This window comes from Aeromonas genomosp. paramedia, assembly GCF_023093515.1.
Taxonomy (GTDB): domain Bacteria; phylum Pseudomonadota; class Gammaproteobacteria; order Enterobacterales; family Aeromonadaceae; genus Aeromonas.
Window position 1 is genome coordinate 448527 of the sequence record NZ_JAAROG010000017.1, and the last position, 22484, is coordinate 471010.

The following is a 22484-nucleotide window of genomic DNA, read 5'->3' on the forward strand; positions in this document are numbered from 1 at the left end:
AAGTAAAGGTTGGATTTTCTTGGCTTTTTTTATATGGGGCCCCTAAGCGGGGCCCTTAGTTATGTCAACAATGGACTTAGACTTGAGGTGAGCGGGTCGCTCGATTAACGCAGGGCTTTCATCTCACCGGCGATGATCTCGGCCAAGGGGCCCAGAATCACCTGCAGGTTCTGCTCACCGAGCTTGACCACACCGGCCGCACCCAGGGCTTTGAGCTTGCGCTCGTCGACGATGCTGCGATCTTTCAGGGTCAGACGCAGACGGGTGATGCAGGCATCTATGGTCACCAGGTTGTCCTGGCCACCCAGCACTTCCAGATACTGGCGAGCCAGCTCGGTGCGGTCAGTGGTCTGGGCCTGTACCGGCACGGCTTCGTCATCTTCACGACCCGGAGTCTTCAGGTTGAACTTGACGATCACGGCACGGAAGATGGCGTAGTAGAGACCGAAGAACACCAGGCCTTGTACCAGCAGCATGTACCACTGGGTTGCCAGCGGGTTGCGCGATTGGATGAACATATCGACGAAACCGGCGCTGAAGCCGAAGCCTGAGATCCAGTGCATGCTGGCGGCGATGAACACGGACAGGCCGGTCAGCAGGGCGTGGATGACGTACAGTACCGGCGCCACAAACATGAAGGAGAACTCGAGCGGCTCGGTCACCCCGGTGAAGAAGGCGGCAAAGGCGGCTGCGATCATGATGGAGGCAACTTTCTCTTTGTTCTCTTTCTTCGCGCTGTGGTAGATGGCCAGTGCCGCACCCGGCAGACCGAACATCATGATGGGGAAGAAGCCAGCCTGGTACATGCCGGTCACGCCCACGACAGCCTTGCCGGCGTCGATGGAGGATTGGCCACCCAGGAAGTTCGGGATGTCGTTGATGCCGGCCACGTCGAACCAGAACACCGAGTTCAGGGCGTGGTGCAGACCGACCGGGATCAGCAGACGGTTGAAGAAGGCGTAGATGCCGGCACCGGTGGAGCCCATGCTGACGATGGATTCACCGAAGGAGACCAGGCCACCATAGATGATGGGCCAGACGGCCATCAGGATGAAGGAGACCACGATCATGACAACGGAGGTCACGATCGGCACCAGACGACGGCCGGAGAAGAAGGCCAGGGCCTTGTGCAGCTCGACGCCACTGAAGCGGTTGTACAGCTCGGCAGCGATGACACCGGTCAAGATACCGATGAACTGGTTCTCAATCTTGCCGAAGGCGGCAGGGACCTGGTCCAGCGGGATTTGCTGGATCTGAGAGACCGCGCCCGGGCTCAGCAGGGTGGTGACCACCAGGTAACCGACCAGACCGGCCAGCGCGGCGGAACCGTCTTTATCCTTGGACATGCCATAGGCGACACCCACGGCAAACAGAATGGCCATCTTGTCGATGATGGCGGCACCCGCCTTGATCAGGAAGGCCGCCAGCGCGCTTTCGCCACCCCAGCCGTTCGGGTCAATCCAATAGCCAATCCCCATCAGGATCGCTGCGGCAGGCAATACCGCTACCGGCACCATCAGGGCACGGCCGATCTTTTGCAAATAACCGAGAATGTTCACGGTTCCTCTCCTTAGTTGATGTTTTTCTAGAAATTAAGTGCTTATCACGTTCGACGCATAAGCCATCAAGGCTTGATTGGCAGTCTATGTGTTTTATTTCGCTGCGCAAATTAATAAACCAGCTTTCGTGATCATTATCACTCAACAGAGATAAAGGTAGCGGATAGATGTGGCTTAGTTCGCAATCTTTATTTACGCTATAAAACAACTTGAATCCGTGTTTGGTCCCTTGCCGTCAATCCTGTGCGGCAACCGTACTGAGGTATAGAAAATGCGCCTGATCCCGTTGAAGTCTGCCAGCCAGGTGGGTCTCTGGTCTGCCCGTTACATCGTTGACCGCATCAATGCGTTCAAACCGACAGCCGACCGCCCCTTCGTACTGGGCCTGCCCACCGGAGGTACGCCGCTGACGACCTACAAGCGCCTGATCGAGCTGCACAAGGCCGGCGAGGTGAGCTTCCTGCACGTGGTGACCTTCAACATGGACGAGTACGTGGGGCTGCCCAAAGAGCACCCGGAGAGCTACCACAGCTTCATGTACAACAACTTCTTCAACCACGTGGACATTCGCCCGGAAAACATCAACATCCTCAACGGCAACGCCGAGGATCTGGTGGCCGAGTGCAAGCGCTACGAGGACAAGATCAAGTCCTACGGCAGGATCAACCTCTTCATGGGCGGCGTGGGTAACGACGGTCACATCGCCTTCAACGAGCCGGCCTCTTCCCTGGCCTCCCGTACCCGGGTCAAGACCCTGACCGAGGATACCCGCATCGCCAACTCCCGCTTCTTCGGTGGCGACATGGAGCAGGTGCCCAAGCTGGCGCTGACCGTGGGCGTGGGCACCCTGATGGATGCCGAAGAGATCATGATCCTGGTGACCGGTCACGCCAAGGCCCTGGCCCTGCAGGCCGCGGTGGAAGGCTGCGTCAACCACATGTGGACCATCTCCACCCTGCAACTGCATCCCAAGGGCATGATGGTGTGCGACGAGCCCTCCACCATGGAGCTGAAGGTCAAGACGGTCCGTTACTTCCAGCAGCTGGAAGCCGCCAACATCGACCGTCTGTAAGGAGCCGTCATGTACGCACTGACTAATTGCACCCTCTATACCGGCAGCTGCGTGCTGACCGGCCACGGCGTACTGATCGAAGGCGACAGGATTGTCGCCATCTCCCACCTGGCCGAGCTGCCCGCCGGCATCGAGCAAATTGATCTCAAGGGCGCCAACCTCAGCGCCGGCTTCATCGACGTGCAGCTCAATGGCTGCGGCGGTGTCATGTTCAACGGTCATATCACCACCGAGACCCTGGCCACCATGCAGGCGGCCAACCTCAAGTCCGGTACCACCAGCTTCCTGCCGACCCTGATCACCAGTCCGGATGCGGACATGAAGCTGGCGGTGGCGGTGACCCGCGACTACATGGCCGCCCGTCCGAACGAGGTGCTGGGGGTCCATCTTGAGGGGCCCTACACCAACCTCAAGCGCAAGGGGATCCACCCGGCCGAGCAGATCCGTCAGCCCGTCGATGAGATGATCGACTTCTTCTGCGCCAACGCGGACGCCATCGCCAAGATCACCCTGGCGCCGGAGCGCAACAAGCCGGAGCACATCCGCCGTCTGGTGGAGGCCGGCATCCTGGTCTCCGCCGGTCACACCGCTGCCAGCTATGACCAGGCCATGGCCGGGTTTGACAACGGCATGCGCTTTGCCACCCACCTCTACAACGCCATGACCCCGACCCTGAACGGTCGCGAGCCTGGGGTGGTAGGCGCCATCTACGATCGCAAGGATGTCTACGCCGGCATCATAGTCGACGGTCACCACGTGCACTGGGCCAACGTGCGCCTGGCACACAGGATCCTCGGCGAGAAACTGGTGCTGGTCACCGATGCCACCGCCGCGGCCGGGGCACCGGAAGGCTTTGAGCAGTTTGATTTTTGTGGCGCAACCGTCTATTTCCGCGATGGTCAGTGCGTCGATGAGAATGGTACACTCGGCGGCTCTGCCCTCACCATGATTGAAGGGGTGGAGAATCTGGTCAAACAGGTCGGATTACCGCTCGATGAAGCACTGAGAATGGCCACCCTTTACCCCGCTCGCGCCATTGGATGGGACTCACGTCTCGGTAGTATCCAGGTCGGAAAAATTGCCAACCTCACCGTCTTTGATCAGGCCTTCACGGTCTGCGGGACCGTGGTTAACGGACACTACACAACACAGTGACACTATGACTGGCGGACAAATAGCAAACGTAGATCTTATCAAGCAGGTGAACAGTGCCGTCGTCTATCGACTCATTGACCTGCAGGGGCCCATCTCGCGGGTCAAAATTGCCGAGTTGAGTCAGCTGGCCCCGGCCAGCGTGACCAAGATAACCCGGCAACTGATCGAGCATGGGCTGATCAGGGAGACGTCGCCCCAGGCGTCAACCGGCGGACGACGTGCCATCTCCCTGACCACCATCAAGCATCGCTTTCAGTTTGTCTCCGCCAAGCTTGGCCGCGGCTATCTGCAGCTCTCCCTGTATGATCTCGACGGCAAGGAGCTCGATCAGCACATCACCCAGGTGACCGAGATCGAGCAACAGCCCGTGGTGGACATGCTGCTGCGGGAGATTGGCGCCTTCATCGACGCCAATACCGAGCGCAGCCGCAACCTCATCAGCATCGCGCTGACCATGCCGGGTCTGGTCAATCCGGAATCCGGCATGGTCATCTATACCCCCACCTACCAGATCCGCAACCTGGGGCTCGCCAAGCTGCTGGAGCACCATTTCAACCTCCCCTGCTACGTGGGCAACGACACCCGCTCCCTGGCGCTCGCGGAGCACTTCTTCGGCGAGTCCCGCGACTGCATGGACTCCATCCTGGTGAGCGTGCACCAGGGCACCGGCTCCGGCATCATCACCAAGGGGCAGGTGTTCCTCGGTCATAACCGCAACGTCGGTGAGATCGGCCACATCCAGGTCGAGCCCCTCGGCAAGCGCTGCCACTGCGGCAACTTCGGCTGCCTCGAGACCATCGCCTCCAACGAGGCCATCGTCGACAAGGTGAAGGAGCTCATCAGCCGCGGCCACCTGAGCTCGCTGCAGGAGAAGCACATCACCATCCAGGAGGTGTGCAAGGCCGCCGTGGCGGGGGACGAACTGGCCCGCAGCGTGATCGAGAACGTGGGGGAACATCTGGGCCGGGCCATCGCCATCACGGTCAACCTGTTCAACCCCCAGAAGGTGCTGATCGCCGGCGAAATCACCGCCGCCGAGGAGATCCTGATCCCGGCCATCCGTCGCTGCGTCGAGCACCAGTCCCTGCCGAGCTTCCACCGTGGCCTGCCCATCGTGAAGGCGCGCTTCCAGAACCAGCCCACCATAGGGGGTTTCGCCCTGGTGAAGCGCTCCCTGCTGGAGGGTGATCTGCTGCAGATCATCATGGAGCAGAAGTAAGGCCAACGCCTTCGGATACGAAAACGGCAGCCAGTGGCTGCCGTTTTTTATGGTCGGCTTTCGCCGGTTTACCCCGCCCTACACGGCTTGAACAGAGCCCAGGTTCGATTAGCCCCGTAGCGGCGTAATCGGACGCCGTGGTTTACCCCGCTCGGCACGGCTTGAACAGATCCAGCGCACCGTCATAGACCTGGGTCTGCACGTCCATGATACCCAGCATCGAGTGGAACAGGTTGTCGTGGGAGAAGCGCTTGCTGCCCGCCTCCTGGCGCAGGCAATCCTGATTGAGCCCGCGATCCCGCTGCAACTCGGGAGAGAACCAGGTCAGCAAGGGCACCCGGGTCTGATCGTCCGGGGCGAACTTGTAGGGGGTGCCGTGCAGGTAGAGCCCCAGCGCGCCGAGGGATTCCCCGTGATCCGACAGGTAGACCAGCCCCACGTTGTACTGGCTCTCCAGGGTCTTGAGCTTGGCGATGAGCTGGGACAGCACCTTGTCGGTGTAGCGGATGGTGTTGTCATAGGTGTTGACCAGCTCCTCGTTGCTGCAGTTCTCGATGTCGCTGCGCGGGCAGTCCGGCAGGAAGACGCGATCGGCGGCCGGGTAGCGGCGATAGTAGGTCGGGCCATGGCTGCCCATCAGGTGGAAGGCCACCAGCTTGCTGCCCTGCCTGCCCTTCATCCCGGCGATCTGCTGATCCAGCCCCTGCAGCAAGACCTCGTCATAGCAGGAATCCCCTTCACAGTATTCGGGGAAGGCCTTGGGCTCGATCTCCAGGGTGGGCACGTGCTTGCACACCCCCTTGCAGCCGCCGTCGTTCTCCTTCCACAGCACGGAGACACCGGCGTGCTGCAGCACGTCCAGCAGGCCGTCCCTGGACTTGGCCAGGGTCTCGTCATAACCACGGCGTGTGAGGTTGGAGAACATGCAGGGCACCGAGACCGCGGTGGCGGTGCCACAGGAGCGCACGTCCCTGAAGGAGACCAGATCCGGCTCCTTCATGGTGAAGCCGTTGGTCTCCTTCTGGTAGCCGTTGAGGGAGTAGTTCTGGCTGCGGGCCGTCTCCCCCACCACCAGGAACATCAGGGTCGGCTTGTCGCTCTTGGCGACCACCCTGGCATCTGTGCCTATCGGCTGATAAGGGACAGGGGTGGCGAAGAGAATATCCCGGGCGTAGCGATAGAGGCCGCGCACATAGTTGGAGGGGACTATCTCTTTGACGATGGTGTGGTTGTTGCGCCCGACCGAGGCGTAGTCCTGGTAATAGAGCGCGGCGACGCCGGCCAGGAACAGCAGGGAGAGGGCGATACCCGCCAGACGCTGGGCCAGCCCCTTGTACCAGGGAGTGGGGTATTCGATCTTCAGCCACAAGAGGGCAAGCACCGGCAGCACGGCGGTCAGCAGGAACCAGAGCACCACTGAACCATTGAGGTAGGAGCTCGCCTCCCCGCTGTTGGTCTCGAGTATGTTCTGCACCATGCCCACATCGAAGATGATGCCGTATTTGAGCATGGCGTAGCTGACCAGGGAGGCGGTGACGATCAGGAAGGTGAAGAAGGGCTTGAGCAGATAGCGGAAGGTGAACGGCAGGAAGACCGCATTGAGGGCGGCAATCAGCACCAGGGGGATGGAGAGGGCAAACCCCGCCTTGACGTGCTCGAGGGCGCTGAGAATACGGTAAAAGTGCAGGAAAATGGGCCAGTTGAACACCAGTGCAAACAGCAGCACCAGCAACAGGTTGACCTTCATCACTCCCAGGGTGAGACGCATAACGATACTCCGACAAGCCAGTGTTCTGGAGACCCTGCATGGGGGCTCCGTTGTGGGCATCCCTGTCACCCGTCTCTCTTCCCGAGCAGACAACGCGGTGATGGGCACCGCGGCCCGGATGCAAGGAGAGAGTAGGAAGGCAAACTTAAGCGGGCATTAAGGGAGGCACAGCGAAGGAAATGGCGCCAGAGAGGAGTCTGGGAGATAAAAAAACGGCAGCCTTAGGCTGCCGTCTGGTCGGAGGTGACACCCTTGTGGTGCCTCCTGCCGCTAGTGTCTATTTCTGATGGCGATTAGAGCAGAGCAGCCACTTCGTCGGAGATGGAGCCGTTGTGGTAGACCTCTTGCACGTCGTCCAGATCTTCCAGCATGTCGATGAGACGCATCAGCTTGGGGGCGGTGTCGGCGTCCAGCTCGGCTTCGGTGGAAGCTATCATGGTCACTTCGGCGCTCTGGGGCTTGAAGCCGGCGGCTTCCAGGGCGTCCAGCACTGTGCCGAAGTCGTTCGGGGTGGTGTAGACCTCGATGGAGCCATCCTCTTCGGTGACAACATCATCGGCGCCCGCTTCCAGGGCCGCGTCCATCAGGGCATCTTCGTCCACGCCCACGAAGGTCAGCAGACCCTTCTTGCTGAACAGGTAGGCCACTGAGCCGTCGGTGCCCAGGTTGCCACCGCACTTGCTGAAGGCGTGACGCACTTCGGCCACGGTGCGATTGCGGTTGTCGGTCAGGCACTCCACCATGACGGCGGAGCCCGCCGGACCGTAACCTTCGTAGACGATGGTTTCCAGCTGCTCGCCATCGCCACCACCGGCGCCGCGCTGGATGGCACGGTTGATGGTGTCACGGGTCATGTTGCCGGTCAGGGCAGCCGCTACCGCCGCGCGCAGGCGCGGGTTGTTGGCGGGATCCGCGTCACCGAGGCGAGCCGAGGTGGTGATTTCGCGGATCAGCTTGGTGAAGATCTTGCCACGCTTGGCGTCTTGCGCCGCCTTGCGGTGTTTGATGTTGGCCCATTTGCTGTGACCTGCCATAAAAACTCTCCGTTATAATGTGAAATCAATGGGATACGGGTCGCATGGCGACCCGTTCTTCAATCTTCTCAGGCGTCAGCCTTGGCATCGGCCTTGGCAACGGTGGCGATGGCCAGCTCGGTCAGCTGGGCCTGGTTGGCGAAGCTGGGAGCATCCGTCATCAGGCAGGCCGCTGCCGTGGTTTTCGGGAAGGCGATCACGTCCCGGATGTTGTCGGTACCGGTCAGCAGCATGCTGAGGCGGTCCAGACCGAAGGCCAGACCGGCGTGGGGCGGGGTACCGTACTTCAGGGCATCCAGCAGGAAGCCGAACTTCAGGCGCTGCTCGTCCGGGGTGATCCCCAGGATGTCGAACACGGTGGACTGCATCTCGCTGTTGTGGATACGCACAGAGCCGCCACCCACTTCGTAGCCGTTGATCACCATGTCGTAGGCGTTGGCATAGGCACCCAGGGGGTTGGCCTTGAGCTCGTCCGGGCCCAGGTTGCTCGGCGCAGTGAAGGGGTGGTGCATGGCAGCCAGGCCGCCTTCGCCATCTTCCTCGAACATGGGGAAGTCGATGACCCAGAGCGGCTTCCAGACGTTCTCCACCAGACCCAGATCGCGGCCCACCTTCAGGCGCAGGGCGCCCATGGCGTCGCACACCACCTTCTTGGAGTCGGCGCCGAAGAAGAGGATGTCGCCGTCGGCGGCGCCGGTACGGGCCAGGATCTCGCGCACTATCTCGTCGGTGAGGAACTTGGCCACCGGGGACTGCACGCCCTCGAGGCCATTAGCGGCTTCGTTGACCTTCATCCAGGCCAGGCCCTTGGCACCATAGATGCCGACGAACTTGGTGTACTCGTCGATCTGCTTGCGGGAGAGCTCGGCGCCGCCCGGGACTTTCAGGGCTGCCACACGGCCTTTCGGATCGTTGGCGGGGCCGGCGAACACGGCGAACTCCACCGCGGTCAGCAGGTCGGCCACATCCACCAGCTCCATGGGCAGACGCAGGTCCGGCTTGTCGGAGCCGAAGCGGCGCATGGCCTCGTCGAAGGTCATGATGGGGAAGTCGCCGAGATCCACGTTCAGGATGTGCAGCCACAGCTTGCGGATCATCTCTTCCATGATTTCACGCACCTGGGGCGCGGTCATGAAGGAGGTCTCCACGTCGATCTGGGTGAATTCCGGCTGGCGGTCGGCACGCAGGTCTTCATCGCGGAAGCACTTGACGATCTGGTAGTAGCGATCGAAGCCGGACATCATCAGCAACTGCTTGAACAGCTGCGGGGACTGCGGCAGGGCGTAGAACTTGCCCTTGTGCACCCGGCTCGGCACCAGGTAGTCACGGGCCCCTTCCGGGGTCGCCTTGGTCAGCATGGGGGTCTCGATGTCGAGGAAGCCCTGCTCGTCCATGAAGCGGCGCACGAAGGCGCTGGCCTTGGCACGGGTCTTCAGGTACCTGGCCATCTCGGGGCGACGCAGGTCCAGGTAGCGATACTTGAGGCTGATCTCTTCGCTGTTGACCTGGTTGAAGTCAAGGGGCAGCGGCTCGGCACGGTTGATGATGGTGAGCTCGTGGGCGAACACTTCGATGGCACCGGTGGCCATGTCGCTGTTGCGCTGGGAGTCCGGACGGGTACGCACCACGCCGGTCACCTGGATGCAGAACTCGCCGCGCAGCTCGGAGGCCAGGGCGAAGGCGTCCGGCTTGTCCGGGTCGAAGAAGACTTGCACGATCCCTTCCCGGTCGCGCATGTCGATAAAGATGAGGCCGCCGAGATCGCGACGACGGTGGACCCAACCGCACAATGTAATGGTCTGCCCGGCATGGGCCTCATTGACCTGTCCGCAATAGATAGAGCGCATGGACTTCTTCCTTCGAAATGGTAGAGAGACGGTTCACCTTGGGTCGCCGGGCACGACTGGCAAGCACCGTCTGTCTCACAGCTGGCCAGATCCTGGTTCTTACCCGGTTTGAAATCAGTCTCATATCATCCGGCTCCCCGAGCCGGATACTTGCCGCCAATGCCGGCTCGCGCCGAGTGCCCCGTCGAGGGGGCGACGCGCGAGGCGAGAACATCGGCAAGCGTCGTTGTCTGGCAACCTTGTGACCTAGGTCATCGCCACCTTAGGCGCACAACCCCGTGAGTCACAACGATTTGGCAAACAAAAGGGCTGGCATTATAGAGGAAAACCCCCATTTGGGTAAAATGGCCCGCAGCCTCCTTTGCCCTGTTTTTTGTTGTCCTGGCGCAAAAAGGGGAGCAAAACAGCATAAATCCGCAGACAGGAACCGACATGAGCCTCTATTTGGGTCTGCCCCAGTGGTCACACCCGGCCTGGCCCGGCCAGTTGCTGGGGGTGGGCGCCAGGCCCGCCGAGCACCTCGCCCACTATGCCCGGGTGTTCAATACTGTGGAGGGCAACACCACCTTCTACGCCTCCCCCACCCCGGACACGGTGCGCCGCTGGGCCGATGCGGTGCCGCCCCAGTTTCGTTTCAGCTTCAAGTTTCCGAAAGAGATCAGCCACCAGAACGATCTGGTGAGCGCCGGCAAGCAGGTGGCGGCCTTCATCGCCCTGCTGGCGCCCCTGCACGGGCAACTGGGGCTGCTCAAGCTGCAACTGCCCGCCCGCTTCGGCCCCGCCGGCCTGCCGCGCCTCGCCGCCTTCTTCGAGAGCCTGCCGCCGGATTTCACCTATGCCCTCGAGGTGCGCCACCCCGACTTCTTCGCCAAGGGGGAGGCGGAGCGGGCCCTGAACCGCCTGCTGATGGACAGGGGCATCAACCGCATCATGCTCGACAGCCGGCCGCTCTTCTCGGTGCCCGCCACCACGGCCGCCATGATCGATGCCCAGGGCAAGAAGCCCAGGCTCCCGGTGCACCTGCTCGCCACCGCCAACAGCCCAGTGGTGCGCCTCATCGGCCTTCCTCAAATCGAGGACAATTACCCCTTTTTGCCATCCTGGTTGCCCCGTTGGAAACAATGGCTGGCAGAGGGGAAGGATCTCTACCTCTTTATCCATACCGCCGACAACGTCCGGGCCCCCGAACTGGCCCGTCAGGTCAGTCGGCTGCTCGGTCAGGAGATGGCCCCCTGGCCGGGGGAAAACGATCGCGCGCGCCAGGGCGTGCTGCCCTTTTAGCCACTCCCTTCCCCGCCCCTGTTTCACCGCTAAAAAAAGCCGTTTTTTTGTGGCCCCACTGGGTTCGGCGTCAAGACAAACGCCCGCCTTTCCTCTACACTACCGCCCCAAGCAAGGACCCGGACGCCCGCCATGGCACAGTGTTGCAGGCGACCGTCCGGCTCCCGGGAAAGGGCTCTGACCGCTGTCCATGGCAACACCTGCCGCAGACGGCTCATCCCCATAAAGGACCAGGATGATGGTCCATTGCGAACAGGGCGGGCCCGAAGGATCACAAGGCCAGCCACCCCGTTCGTAAACCGGTGACGACCCGGACGGGCGTCACCCAACGACTCCATTGAACACACAGTCGGTTCGCGCACCGGCTGTCAGGTTGCGCCAGCATGCACGATCAGATTTTTGCCGCCCCCATCGCCCAATTGGGGGATTTTTGCTTTGACGAACAGGTCGTCGATGTCTTCCCCGACATGATCCAGCGCTCTGTGCCGGGTTACAGCAACATCATCTCCGCCATCGGCATGATGGCCGCCCGCTACGCCCAGCCCCAGAGCCGCCTGTACGATCTCGGCTGCTCCCTCGGCGCCGCCACCCAGGCGATGCGCCGCCATGTCAACCAGCCGGGCTGCCAGATCACGGCGGTGGATCTCTCCCACCCCATGATAGAGCGCGCCCGCGCCCACCTCTCGGGCTTCAAGTCCGAGGTGCCGGTGGAACTGGTGGAGGCGGACATCTGCGACATCGCCATCGAGAACGCCTCCGTGGTGGTGCTCAACTTCACCCTGCAGTTCGTCGAACCCGAGAAGCGGGCCGCCCTCATCGCGCGCATCCATGACGGTCTGCGCCCCGGCGGCATCCTCATCCTGAGCGAGAAGTTCCGCTTCGAGGACGAGCAGGTCAACGCGCTGCTCATCGACTTGCACCTCGATTTCAAGCGGGCCAACGGCTACAGCGAGCTGGAGATCAGCCAAAAGCGCACGGCGCTGGAGAACGTGATGCGCACCGACAGCCTGGAAATCCACCGTGCCCGCCTGCGGGACGCCGGTTTCACCCATCAGGATCTCTGGTTCCAGTGCTTCAACTTCGGCTCCATGATTGCCATCAAATCAAGCGACGCCCAGCCATGATCGATTTCGCCAACTTTTATCAACTGATCGCCAAGAACCGGCTGAGCCACTGGCTGCACACCCTGCCCGCCCAGCTGCACGCCTGGCAGCACGACAACCTGCACGGGGACCTGCCGCGCTGGAACCGGGCCCTCAACAAGCTGCCGCAGGTGGCCCCCGGCAACGTCGAGCTGAAAAACCGGGTCGCGGTAGGCAGCCTTGAGAGCATGAACGAGGGGGAGCGCAAGAAGACCGAGAGCCTGCTGCGCCAGTTCATGCCCTGGCGCAAGGGGCCTTTTACCGTGCACGGCATCCACATCGACACCGAGTGGCGCTCCGACTGGAAGTGGGATCGGGTGCTGCCCCATATCAGCCCGCTCGCAGGGCGTTACGTGCTGGACGTGGGCTGCGGCAGCGGCTACCACCTCTGGCGCATGGTGGGGGAAGGGGCCAAACTCGCGGTCGGCATAGACCCGAGTCCGCTCTTCCTCTGCCAGTTCGAGGCCATTCGCCACTTCGCAGGCAATGATCAGCGCGCCCACCTGCTGCCGCTCGGCATCCAGGAGCTCCCTGAGCTGCGGGCCTTTGACACCGTCTTCTCCATGGGGGTGCTCTATCATCGCAAGTCCCCCATCGAGCACATCGAACAGCTGCGCAACCAGCTCAAAGACGATGGGGAGCTGGTGCTGGAGACGCTGGTGATCGACGGCGGTGTCAACGACGTGCTGGTGCCCACCGATCGCTACGGCAAGATGCGCAACGTCTGGTTCATCCCCTCGAGCGCGGCCCTCAAGCTGTGGGTCGAGCGCTGCGGGTTCAGGGACGTGCGGATAGTGGACGAGAATATGACCAGCACCGACGAACAGCGTCGTACCGACTGGATGATTAACGAGTCCCTGAGTGACTATCTGGATCCCACCGATCCCGCACTCACGGTCGAAGGATACCCGGCACCCAAGCGTGCCGTACTGATCGCCAGAAAGGCCAAAGACTAGCCGATGGCGGCTGTGGAAGTTACACTGACCCAATTCCAGGAAGCACAGTTAAATGAATGACATGAAAAGCAAATTAAAAGGAATGACCCTGCTCTCCCTGCTCAGTCTCGGCGGGTGTGTCAGTATGGAAAAAGCGCCCCCTGTCCCGACCCTGACGCTGGCGGAGCTGCGCAACGAGATCTCGTTGAGCGAGCAACGCCTGCAAACATCCATGGAACAGCAACAGAAGCAGTATGTGCAGCAACAGCACCTGCTGGTTCAGCTCAACACCGATGTCACCAACATGAAAGAGTCCGTGAAGAAAGTCGACAGCAAGCTGGCTACCCTGCCACCCGAGCCCCCCAAACCCATGGCCATTCCCACCGAGAAGTGCCCGGCTCCGAGCCAGGGCCACACGGTCGACGGCAAGCTGCTGGTGGGTGAAGCGGAGTGGATCTGGGTCGATGCCGCCAACGATGCCTTCCAGGCACGGGTCGATACCGGCGCCACCACCTCCTCCATCAGCGCCCAGGAGATCACCATCTTCGAGCGCAACGGCAAGAACTGGGTGCGTTTCTTCCTGAGCCACCAGGAGATGGACGACAAGATCCAGATCGAGGCGCCCCTGGTGCGTCACGTGCGGGTGCGTCAGGCCTCTGCCGACGACCTCGACCGCCGTCCCGTGGTGCGCCTCACAGTGCGCATCGGCGACATGACGGAGAAGGCCGAATTTACCCTGAAGGATCGCAGCGACATGACCTTCCCCGTGCTGCTGGGCCGTGAATTCTTGAAAGACATCGCCGTGGTCGACGTGGCCCGCGAGTATATCCAACCAAAACCCAAGCTCAAGGATGTAAAATAATCCATGGTTTCCCGTAAGCCGTTCTATCTGCTGGTCGCCCTGCTGTTCATTGTCGGCCTGGGAATGACGTTTTATCACCATGTCGCCCTGGACGTGCCCCTCACGCCCGGTGAAAAACGTCAGATCTGGTCTATCGAAGCCAAGCTCGAGTTCGAGGCCACCGGCGAGCCGGTGATCGCCTCCCTGGCCATTCCGGGCACCCAGCCCGGCTTCACCCTGATGAACGAGAATGCCGCGAGCCCGGGCTACGGCCTGTCGTTCGTGGAAAAAGACGGGGATGCCCGCGCCGAGTGGTCCATTCGCAGCGCCTCCGGCCGCCAGGAGCTCTACTACCGGGTCGACATGATGGCGGATGCCCATGCCAAGCCCGCCGCCAACCCCCTGCCACCCGCCATCGAGAAGCAGATCGAGAGTGAGCCCTACGCCACCGCGATGAAGCAGATCCTCGAGCGCGCCCAGGAGCGTTCCGCCGACGGCTACACCCTGACCCGCGAGATCATCAAGGAGATCGAGAAGCAGGAACAGAACGCCGAGCTGCTCAAATCCCACAAGAGCCGCGCCAGCCTGATCGCCGAGCTGCTTAACAACGCCGAGGTGCCGGCACGGGTGGTGCACGCCCTGAGCCTGGAAGATGGTCGCCGTCGTCAGGAGCTGGTGGACTACCTGCAGGTGTTCAACAGCCCGACCGACTACAAGCTGTTCAACCCGCAAACCGGCGAACAGGGACAACCGGGCAACCTGCTGCTGTGGGAATACAACTCCGGCGCCCTCCTGGACGTCACCGGCGGTCACAACTCCCGCGTCACCTTCTCGATGATCGAGCAGGAGCAACCGGTCAACGTGGCCCTGGCGCAGAAGTTCGAGAAGTCCGAGATGATGAACTTCTCCATCCACAGCCTGCCGCTGGAAGAGCAGGCCCTGTTCAAGGGTCTGCTGCTGATCCCCATCGGCGTGCTCATGGTGGTGTTCCTGCGGGTCATCGTCGGTATCAAGACCTCGGGCACCTTCATGCCGGTGCTGATCGCGGTCGCCTTCATCCAGACCTCGCTGGTCACCGGTCTCATCGGCTTCCTGCTGATCGTCGGCACCGGCCTGGTGATCCGCTCCTACCTCTCAAGGCTCAACCTGCTGCTGGTGGCGCGAATATCGGCGATCATCATCATGGTGATCTCGATGATCGGCATCTTCTCGGCCTTTGCCTTCAAGCTGGGGCTGACCGACGGCATGAAGATCACCTTCTTCCCGATGATCATCCTCTCCTGGACCATTGAGCGGATGTCCATCCTGTGGGAAGAAGAGGGTCCGAAAGAGGTGGTACGCCAGGGTGGCGGCTCCCTGCTGGTGGCGGTCATCGCCTACCTGGCCATGGACAACGAGCTCATTCGTCACCTCACCTTCAACTTCCTCGGCCTGCAACTGGTGCTGATGGCGACCGTGCTGGTAATGGGTAACTACACCGGCTACAAGCTGAGCGAGCTCAAGCGCTTCAAGCCGCTGGTGGACGAGATGAAGTCCGGTGCCACCCCGGGTAAGGACAAGTAACAGATGTGGTTCTGGCAGAAATACACCAGCCCGTGGAGCCTGTCGCAAGCAGGCATCCTCGGCATGAACAAACGCAACCACTCCTACATCAGCCGCTACAACCCGCGTCGTCTCTACCCGTTGGTGGATGACAAGCTCAAGACCAAGCGCATCGCGCTGGACGCGGGGGTGACGGTGCCCGAACTCATCGGCACCATCCGCGAGCAGCACGACGTGACCCGCATCACCGAGCTGGTGAAGGATTGGCCGGGCTTCTGCATCAAGCCGGCCCGCGGCTCCGGCGGCAAGGGGATCCTGGTGATCCTGCGCCAGGAAGAGGGCAGCTTCTACAAGCCCAACGGCAGCGCCTGCAACGGCCAGGATCTGGAGCGCCATGTCTCCAACATACTGGCGGGCCTCTATTCCCTGGGCGGCAAGCCCGACGTGGCGCTGGTGGAAGGCCTCATCAACTTCGATGACGTGTTCGACGGCTACTCCTTCGAAGGGGTCCCCGATGCCCGGGTGATCATCTTCAAGGGCTTCCCCGTGATGGCCATGATGCGCCTCTCCACCTCGGCCTCGGACGGCAAGGCGAACCTGCACCAGGGCGCCGTGGGGGTGGGTCTGTGCCTGCGCACCGGTCGCGCCCTGCGGGCGGTGCAGTTTGGCAACCCCCTGCGCCACCACCCGGACACCGGCCTCGATCTCTACGATCTCAAGGTGCCCCACTGGGATACCCTGCTGACGCTCGCGGCCTCCTGCTACGAGATGTCGGGGCTTGGCTACATCGGGACCGACATGGTGCTGGACAAGTTCCGCGGCCCCATGCTGCTGGAGCTCAACGCCCGTCCCGGCCTCGCCATCCAGATCGCCAACGGTCGCGGCCTGGTGCCCAACCTCAAGACCATAGAGAAGCTGGGTCAGGTCAAGATGAACGTGGAGCAGCGGGTCAACTTCGCCAAGGATCACTTCGGTATCTTCGACGAATAGCCTGCCTCGCACCTGCAAAAACGCGCCAACAGGCGCGTTTTTTTATGGCCGGCCATGGGCGGCCCCGCAAGACCCCGGGGAAGGCCGATCCCCGTCACATCCCATGGCAACCCCCCTTCAACGGGCTGGCACAAGGGGATAAGCTCCCATGGCAGTAGTTGCCGCGACGGGCATGGACTGGCGGGCTTATCCCCCCATCCGCTGGCCCCGCGATGCACGGACCCTGCCAGGAGGGCGCCTAATCTCGGCGACAAAGCAGTCTCTCGATGGTAGATTAATCAAATCAAATAGATAGCATCGATCGGGTTTCCCCTATGCAACGTTGGCCCAGCCTGAAACAGCTGCAGTATCTGGTCGCTCTGGACGAGCACAAGAATTTCAATCGCGCCGCCAAGGCATGTCATGTCAGCCAGTCCACCCTGAGTACCGGGATCCAGACCCTGGAGGACATGATGAACCTGCAACTGGTGGAGCGTGACCACAAGAGCTTCATCATGACGCCGGTCGGCATGGAGATAGTCGCGCGGGCGCGCAACCTGCTCTCCGACGCCCGGGATCTGATGGAGCTCGGCCAGCAGCAGGGGGGCGTCATGCACGGCACCGTCCGCCTGGGTTGCATCCCCACCATAGCCCCCTTCCTGCTGAGCAAGCTGCTGCAGCGGTGCGGCAAGGCCTATCCGGAGCTGGAGCTGCTGCTGCGGGAAGACACCACCACCAACCTGCTCAAGCAGCTGGAGCAGGGTCAGCTCGACCTGCTGATCCTGGCCCTGCCGGTGGAGATAGGGGGCTTTCACAGCAAGACGGTGGGGCAGGATCCCTTCCACATGGTGATGCCCTCCCACATGGCGGCGGGGCTGCACATGCCGTTCGACTACAAGGAGCTGCCCAACCAGAGCATCTTCCTGCTGGAGCGGGAGCACTGCCTGACGGAGCACGCGGTGAGCGCCTGCCGGCTGAGGGACAAGAGCAAGATCAACCCCTTCGCCGCCACCAGCCTGCACACCCTGGTGCAGATGGTGGGGGCCGGCCTTGGCACCACCTTCCTGCCCCAGATGGCCATAGATGCGGGCATCCTCGACAACTCGGATCTGGTGGCCATCCCCCTGCCCGGGGAGAAGCCCTATCGGGAGATTGGCCTGGTGTGGCGCCCCAGCACCACCCGGGTGCAGACCTTCTACAAGATTGCCGAGCTGCTCACGCCGCTGATAACTCCCAAGGCGGCGGAGTGACGACTGGCTTGCCGGGGGCTGGTCTTCTGCCCTTGGCAAGCATTTATGCAATCGCTGTTCAGCTTCCAGGCAGGAACATCGTCTATGATGAATCCCGTGCCCTATCAAGGAGTTGAGATGTTTCGCACCCTGCTGCTGCCCCTGCTGGCCCTGCTTGTCGTCGCCTGCTCCAGTACTCCGGAGCCGCCACCGCCTGCCCGCCAGGCCAGTGCCTTCGACGGCTTCTATCAGCAGTGGCGCGGCGTCCCCTACCGCATGGGCGGCACCGGTCGCGCCGGCCTCGACTGCTCCGCCTTCACCCAGCTTGCCTACCAGCAGGTGCTGGGCTTCACCCTGCCCCGCACCACGGAATCCCAGGCCAGTCTCGGCAGGCCGGTGGACAGATACCGGCTGCAGCACGGGGATCTGGTGTTCTTCAAGACCGGCTGGCAGCAGTACCACGTCGGTGTCTACACCGGCGCCGGGGAGTTCATTCACGCCTCCACCAGCAAGGGGGTGATCCGCTCGCGCCTCGACAACGTCTACTGGAACAGCCGCTACTGGCAGGCCCGCCGCCTGACCCAGTAGCCGCCACCAACGAACCGAAATGAAGAAGGCCCCGAGGGGCCTTCTTCTTTTGTGCCGCGCAGAGGCTCAGTGCTTGCGGTGCCAGCGGGGCGAGGTGGCCCGCTCCCCCCAGGGGGTGACGCAGGGCAGCAGGGCTCCCTCGATCAGCCCATCGCTGGCTGCCAGGGCCTCGGCAATCTTCTCGTGGAGCAGGCGCAGCAGGTTCTTCTCCTGCTCCGCCAGGGAGTGGCCCGCGGCGAAATACTCCCGCTGATGTTGCAGCGCCAGCTTCTGGGCAAATTCATAGGTGTTGAAACTGTCCGGCATCCGCTCGATCACATCGTCCAGCCGGGCCAGCAGGCTGTGCAATTCCCTGGTCATGTGCTGCTCTCCATTTGAGTTGATGAGCAAAAACTACCCCTTATTGGATAATTCACCAATCGAGATCCCCCAAAACTGTGGGGCCGAGCACAGTTCCGGCGGACAGGGCCCCCCAGCCGCCCTCGCTCCGGCACGCCCCTGTTTACAAGCTGGCAACAAGGCGCTAGGCTTGGACCGACTAATCAGTCGGTCAGTTTTTGTGCGGAGCAAACCATGGAAGCCATACCAACAGAGTCCCCAGACAAGTTCTCCCTGCCCGAGCAGTTGCACCGCCTCAAGCAGGCCTGCCAGGCCCATCCCATGCCGAGCCTGGCACAGCGCCGCAACCGGCTGATCGCACTCAAGGAGGCCCTGCTCGCCCACAAGCAACCCCTGTGCGACGCCCTGGCCCTGGACTACGGCCAGCGCAGCGACTACGACTCCCTGGTCGCCGACATCCTGCCCTGCGTCATGCAGATCAACTACAGCCTGAAACGGCTCAAGGGGTGGATGAGGCCGGCGCGGCGTCATCCCGGCCTGCTGCTGGCCCCCGCCAGGGTCGAGGTGCACTATCAGCCGCTGGGCGTCATCGGCATCATGGTGCCCTGGAACTTCCCTGTGATGCTGAGCCTGGGGCCCCTCATCGGCGCCATCGCCGCCGGCAACCGCGCCATGATCAAGCTCTCCGAGTTCACCCCTCACACCAACGCCGTGCTGCGCACCCTGCTGGCCCAGGTGTTTGACGACGACGAGGTGGTGGTCATCGAGGGGGACGCGGGACTCGCGGCCGCCTTCAGCACCCTCCCCTTCGATCATCTGCTGTTCACCGGCTCCACTGCGGTGGGCAGGCGGGTGATGGCCGCCGCCGCCCCCCAGCTCACGCCGCTGACCCTGGAGCTCGGTGGCAAGAGCCCCTGCCTCATCGCCCCCGACATGCCCCTGGCCCTGGCGGTGGAGCGGATGATCTTCGGCAAGAGCCTCAACGCCGGCCAGATCTGCGTGGCCCCGGACTATGTGCTGCTGCCGCGAGGGCAGGAGCAGGCCTTTATCGAGGCCTATCAGGCACACTTTCGCCGCCTCTATCCCAAGGGGCTGGATAGCCCGGATTACGGCTCCATCATCAACGGGGCCCAGTATGAGCGGCTCACCGCCTGGCTGGCGGAGGCGAAACAGGCGGGCGCCGAGGTGCACCCTTGCGCCTCGCCGGCCCGGGATGACGGCACCCGCCGCCTGGTGCCCCACCTGCTGACCGAGGTGCCCGGCCACTGCCAGCTGATGCAGCAGGAGATCTTCGGCCCCCTGCTGCCCCTGGTGCCCTATGACAGCATCGAGGAGGCCATTGCCTATGTGGCGGCCCGGCCACGCCCGCTGGCGCTCTATCTGATGAGCCTGGATCCGGCGCTGCAGCACCGACTCATCCGGGAGACCCACGCCGGTGGCATGGCCATCAACGAGTGCCTGTTCCAGGTGGCGGCGGACGACGCCCCCTTCGGCGGCATAGGCCCCTCCGGCATGGGTCACTACCACGGCCACGAGGGCTTTCTCACCTTCTCCAAGGCGAAAACCGTGCTGCGCCGCGGCCGTTTCAGCGCCGGGACCCTGATCCATCCCCCTTATCGGCGCTGGTACCAGCGGCTGATGATGGCCCTGTTCCTGCGCTAGGAGGCTGCATGAGCGATCCCATGACAGACAAACGCCGCCAGATCCTGGATGCCGCCCTTGCCCTGTGCGCCGAGGATGGCCTGCAGGGGGCCGCCACCGCCCGCATCGCCCGGGCGGCCGGGGTGGCCAACGGCACCCTGTTCCACCACTTTCCCAGCAAGGAGCTGCTGATCCAACAGCTCTACCAGGACGTCAAGCTGCGCCTTGGCGCCGCCATCAGCGAGGCGGATCCGGCCCTGCCCCTCAGGGAGCAGGCGCGCCACTACTGGTGTCAGGCGATGCGCTGGATGCAGGCCCATCCCCACGAGCTCAAGTTCGTGCTGGGCTTCTTCCACTCCCCCCTGCTGGCCAGATCCCTGCGCAGCCAGATCCTGGGGGAGACACTGCGCTTCCTGCCGCGCCTGCTCGCCCAGGGTCAGGCCAGCGGCGAGCTGATGCAGGCGCCCCCCGTCCTGATGCTGGAGGTGTGCCAGAGCCAGTTTCTGGCCTGCGCCTCCCTCTTTGTCGACCAGCCCGAGCTCGGGGAGGACCCCCACTGGCAGGCCAGCGCCTTCGCCCTCTTCTGGTCCGCCATCGCAGGAGGCCTTGATGACGCTTGATCCTTGGCTTGCCACCGGCAGGCGCCTCTGGATAGGGGGCCTGCTCTGGGTCATCGGCCGCACCCTGTGCCGCGCCGCCCGGGTCGACGAGGCGGTGCGCCGCGAGCTCGCCCCCCTGCCGGAGGGGCTCTGCATCCGGCTGGAGGTGAGCGGCATAAAACGGGGGCTGACCCTGTACAAGTCAGGGAGCCGCTGGCGCTGCGGCGCGGCGCCCGATCCCGGCGGCCTGCACCCGCTGCGGGTGCGTTTCAAACACCCCGCCATCGCCTTTCGCGCCCTCAGCTTTCGCCTCGGCATCAATCAGGCCTTCTGCGAGAACCGGCTGCTGGTGGAGGGGGATCTCGGGGCGGCCATGCACCTGGTGCGAGCGCTGGAGCAGCTGCAAGCACTGATCCTGCCTGCCTTCATCGCGCGGCCCCTGCTGCGCCACTACCCGAGCCCGCGCCACAAGCTCGCGCGAGCCTGCCACATCTACCTGGGTCTGCTGACCGGTTGAAGAGAAGGATGAACACCATGAGCCGTTATTACGATTTCTTCTGTCCGGTCAGATTGATGGCGGGGGAGCAGGCGCTGGAGCAGCTTCCGGACGAGCTGATGGCACTGGGGGCACGCCGTCCGCTGCTGCTCACCGACAAGGGGGTCGGCGGCAGCGGGCTCGCCACCCTGCTGGCCAATGTGCTGGCGGAGGGGGGCCTGCCGGTGGCCGCCATCTGGGACGAGATCCCCGCCGACTCCTCCACCGCCGTGGTGGAGCGCATCGCCGCCCGCTGGCGGGAGCTGGGCTGTGACAGCATGGTGGCCCTGGGGGGCGGCTCCGTCATCGATACCGCCAAGGCGGTCAACATCCTGGTCACCCTGGGCGGGGAGCGACTGCTGGATCACGCAGGGGCAGGCTGCCTGACCCGACCCCTCAAGCCGCTGGCTGTGGTGCCCACCACGGCGGGCACCGGCTCGGAGGTGACCCTGGTGGCGGTGATCCGGGACGAGGGGAGCGGGCGCAAGGTGCCCTTCACCTCCCCCTTCCTGCTGCCCCAGCTGGCGGTGCTGGATCCGCGCCTCACCCAGGGGCTGCCGCTGCCCATCACGGCTGCCACCGCCATGGACGCCATGACCCACGCCATCGAGGCCTTCATCGGCAACGGCAAGAACCCGGTCAGCGACGCCCTGGCCCTGATGGCGGTGGAGAAGATAGCCGATGCCCTGCCCAGGGTGCTGCTGGCCCCCGAGGACAAGCGCCTGCGACTGCAGCTGGCGGAGGGCTCCACCCTGGCGGGCATGGCGTTTTCCAACTCCATGGTGGGGCTGGTACACGCCCTCGGCCACAGCCTGGGGGCCCGCTGCCACCTGCCCCACGGCCTGTGCATGAACCTCTTCCTGCCCACTGTGCTCGACTACAACAGGCCGCAGATAGACCCTGAGCTGGCCCGTCTGCTGCTGCCGCTGGCGGGGCCTGAGCGCTTCGCGGCCACCCCACAGGCACTGCGACCCCAGGCCACCCTGGATGCACTCTGCGCCCTGCGCGACACCCTGTGGGAGGCGGTGCGGCTGCCGCGCACCCTGGCGGAAGCCGGGGTGACGGACAGAGCCCTGCTCAAGGATATCCGGGATCTCGCCATCAACGACGGCGCCCTGCTCTACAACCGCAAGGATGCGGACAGGGAACAGCTGCTGGCCCTGCTGGAGCAGGTGTGGGAATGACCCCC

The 22484-nt window shown here is 63.1% G+C and carries 20 protein-coding genes; 15 read left to right on the forward strand and 5 right to left on the reverse strand.

The genetic code is table 11. The annotated features are described in order from the left end of the window. Positions 1-104: 104 nt before the first annotated feature. On the reverse strand, positions 105-1559 hold the full coding sequence (nagE, locus tag HB860_RS12575) for an N-acetylglucosamine-specific PTS transporter subunit IIBC (protein WP_005325683.1): 1455 nt from the start codon (positions 1557-1559) through the stop codon (positions 105-107). A gap of 271 nt (positions 1560-1830) precedes the next feature. Between nagE and nagB the strand changes: the two genes are divergently transcribed. Genes nagB through nagC form a run of 3 tightly spaced genes read left to right on the forward strand, consistent with a single transcriptional unit; the run spans position 1831 to position 5005 of the window. Further along, a complete protein-coding gene (gene nagB, locus HB860_RS12580; protein ID WP_247626863.1) occupies positions 1831-2631 on the forward strand; it encodes a glucosamine-6-phosphate deaminase in 801 nt (266 codons plus the stop codon). 9 nt (positions 2632-2640) lie between these two features. Next, complete coding sequence (gene nagA / locus HB860_RS12585) at positions 2641-3786, forward strand: N-acetylglucosamine-6-phosphate deacetylase (RefSeq protein WP_202046332.1); 1146 nt, start codon at positions 2641-2643, stop codon at positions 3784-3786. A 4-nt stretch (positions 3787-3790) separates the two neighbouring features. Then, the gene (gene nagC, locus HB860_RS12590; protein WP_162519201.1) at positions 3791-5005 is read left to right on the forward strand and encodes a DNA-binding transcriptional regulator NagC; all 1215 of its coding nucleotides are present in this window, start codon (positions 3791-3793) and stop codon (positions 5003-5005) included. Positions 5006-5147: 142 nt separating this feature from the next. Here nagC and HB860_RS12595 read toward each other — a convergent pair whose 3' ends face one another. From HB860_RS12595 to aspS, 3 genes are all read right to left on the reverse strand, one after another. Further along, on the reverse strand, positions 5148-6773 hold the full coding sequence (locus tag HB860_RS12595; RefSeq protein ID WP_247626864.1) for a phosphoethanolamine transferase: 1626 nt from the start codon (positions 6771-6773) through the stop codon (positions 5148-5150). A gap of 293 nt (positions 6774-7066) precedes the next feature. Further along, positions 7067-7807: a YebC/PmpR family DNA-binding transcriptional regulator gene (locus HB860_RS12600; RefSeq protein WP_139436470.1), complete on the reverse strand. Its 741-nt coding sequence runs from the start codon at positions 7805-7807 to the stop codon at positions 7067-7069. 68 nt (positions 7808-7875) lie between these two features. Then, positions 7876-9654, reverse strand: a complete 1779-nt coding sequence (gene aspS / locus HB860_RS12605) for an aspartate--tRNA ligase (protein ID WP_247626865.1) — start codon at positions 9652-9654, stop codon at positions 7876-7878. A gap of 432 nt (positions 9655-10086) precedes the next feature. On the opposite strand from aspS, the gene HB860_RS12610 reads away from it, so the two are divergent. The 8 genes from HB860_RS12610 (at position 10087) to HB860_RS12645 (ending at position 18181) form a co-directional block, all read left to right on the forward strand. After that, the gene (locus HB860_RS12610; RefSeq protein ID WP_247626866.1) at positions 10087-10935 is read left to right on the forward strand and encodes a DUF72 domain-containing protein; all 849 of its coding nucleotides are present in this window, start codon (positions 10087-10089) and stop codon (positions 10933-10935) included. Between the two features lie 383 nt (positions 10936-11318). Further along, positions 11319-12059 carry a carboxy-S-adenosyl-L-methionine synthase CmoA gene (cmoA, locus tag HB860_RS12615; protein ID WP_205641370.1) on the forward strand — a complete coding sequence of 247 codons (741 nt, stop codon included), beginning with the start codon at positions 11319-11321 and terminating at the stop codon, positions 12057-12059. Then, the gene (gene cmoB / locus HB860_RS12620; protein ID WP_247626867.1) at positions 12056-13033 is read left to right on the forward strand and encodes a tRNA 5-methoxyuridine(34)/uridine 5-oxyacetic acid(34) synthase CmoB; all 978 of its coding nucleotides are present in this window, start codon (positions 12056-12058) and stop codon (positions 13031-13033) included. Before cmoA ends, cmoB begins: the two co-directional genes overlap by 4 nt. 82 nt (positions 13034-13115) lie before the next feature. Continuing rightward, positions 13116-13874, forward strand: a complete 759-nt coding sequence (locus tag HB860_RS12625) for an ATP-dependent zinc protease family protein (protein WP_025326342.1) — start codon at positions 13116-13118, stop codon at positions 13872-13874. Between the two features lie 3 nt (positions 13875-13877). Next, positions 13878-15416, forward strand: a complete 1539-nt coding sequence (locus HB860_RS12630; RefSeq protein ID WP_202046338.1) for an inactive transglutaminase family protein — start codon at positions 13878-13880, stop codon at positions 15414-15416. 3 nt (positions 15417-15419) lie between these two features. Then, positions 15420-16385 carry an alpha-L-glutamate ligase-like protein gene (locus tag HB860_RS12635; RefSeq protein WP_025326340.1) on the forward strand — a complete coding sequence of 322 codons (966 nt, stop codon included), beginning with the start codon at positions 15420-15422 and terminating at the stop codon, positions 16383-16385. A 314-nt stretch (positions 16386-16699) separates the two neighbouring features. After that, entirely contained in the window at positions 16700-17614 is a 915-nt protein-coding gene (locus HB860_RS12640; protein WP_202046339.1) for a hydrogen peroxide-inducible genes activator, read from the forward strand. 117 nt (positions 17615-17731) lie between these two features. Next, positions 17732-18181 (forward strand): C40 family peptidase, encoded by a 450-nt coding sequence (locus HB860_RS12645; protein ID WP_139435118.1) that lies wholly within the window; start codon positions 17732-17734, stop codon positions 18179-18181. A gap of 66 nt (positions 18182-18247) precedes the next feature. On the opposite strand, the gene HB860_RS12650 is transcribed toward HB860_RS12645, so the two are convergent. Next, positions 18248-18541 carry a hypothetical protein gene (locus tag HB860_RS12650; RefSeq protein WP_025326337.1) on the reverse strand — a complete coding sequence of 98 codons (294 nt, stop codon included), beginning with the start codon at positions 18539-18541 and terminating at the stop codon, positions 18248-18250. 213 nt (positions 18542-18754) lie between these two features. Here HB860_RS12650 and HB860_RS12655 point away from each other — a divergent pair, with 213 nt between their 5' ends. Genes HB860_RS12655 through HB860_RS12670 form a run of 4 tightly spaced genes read left to right on the forward strand, consistent with a single transcriptional unit; the run spans position 18755 to position 22479 of the window. Then, on the forward strand, positions 18755-20182 hold the full coding sequence (locus HB860_RS12655) for a coniferyl aldehyde dehydrogenase (RefSeq protein ID WP_247626868.1): 1428 nt from the start codon (positions 18755-18757) through the stop codon (positions 20180-20182). Between the two features lie 8 nt (positions 20183-20190). After that, the gene (locus HB860_RS12660) at positions 20191-20781 is read left to right on the forward strand and encodes a TetR/AcrR family transcriptional regulator (RefSeq protein ID WP_247626869.1); all 591 of its coding nucleotides are present in this window, start codon (positions 20191-20193) and stop codon (positions 20779-20781) included. After that, the gene (locus HB860_RS12665; protein WP_247626870.1) at positions 20771-21277 is read left to right on the forward strand and encodes an SCP2 sterol-binding domain-containing protein; all 507 of its coding nucleotides are present in this window, start codon (positions 20771-20773) and stop codon (positions 21275-21277) included. The genes HB860_RS12660 and HB860_RS12665 overlap by 11 nt, the downstream gene beginning before the upstream one ends. Before the next feature lie 17 nt (positions 21278-21294). Then, positions 21295-22479, forward strand: a complete 1185-nt coding sequence (locus HB860_RS12670; protein ID WP_247626871.1) for an iron-containing alcohol dehydrogenase — start codon at positions 21295-21297, stop codon at positions 22477-22479. Positions 22480-22484: the final 5 nt, after the last annotated feature.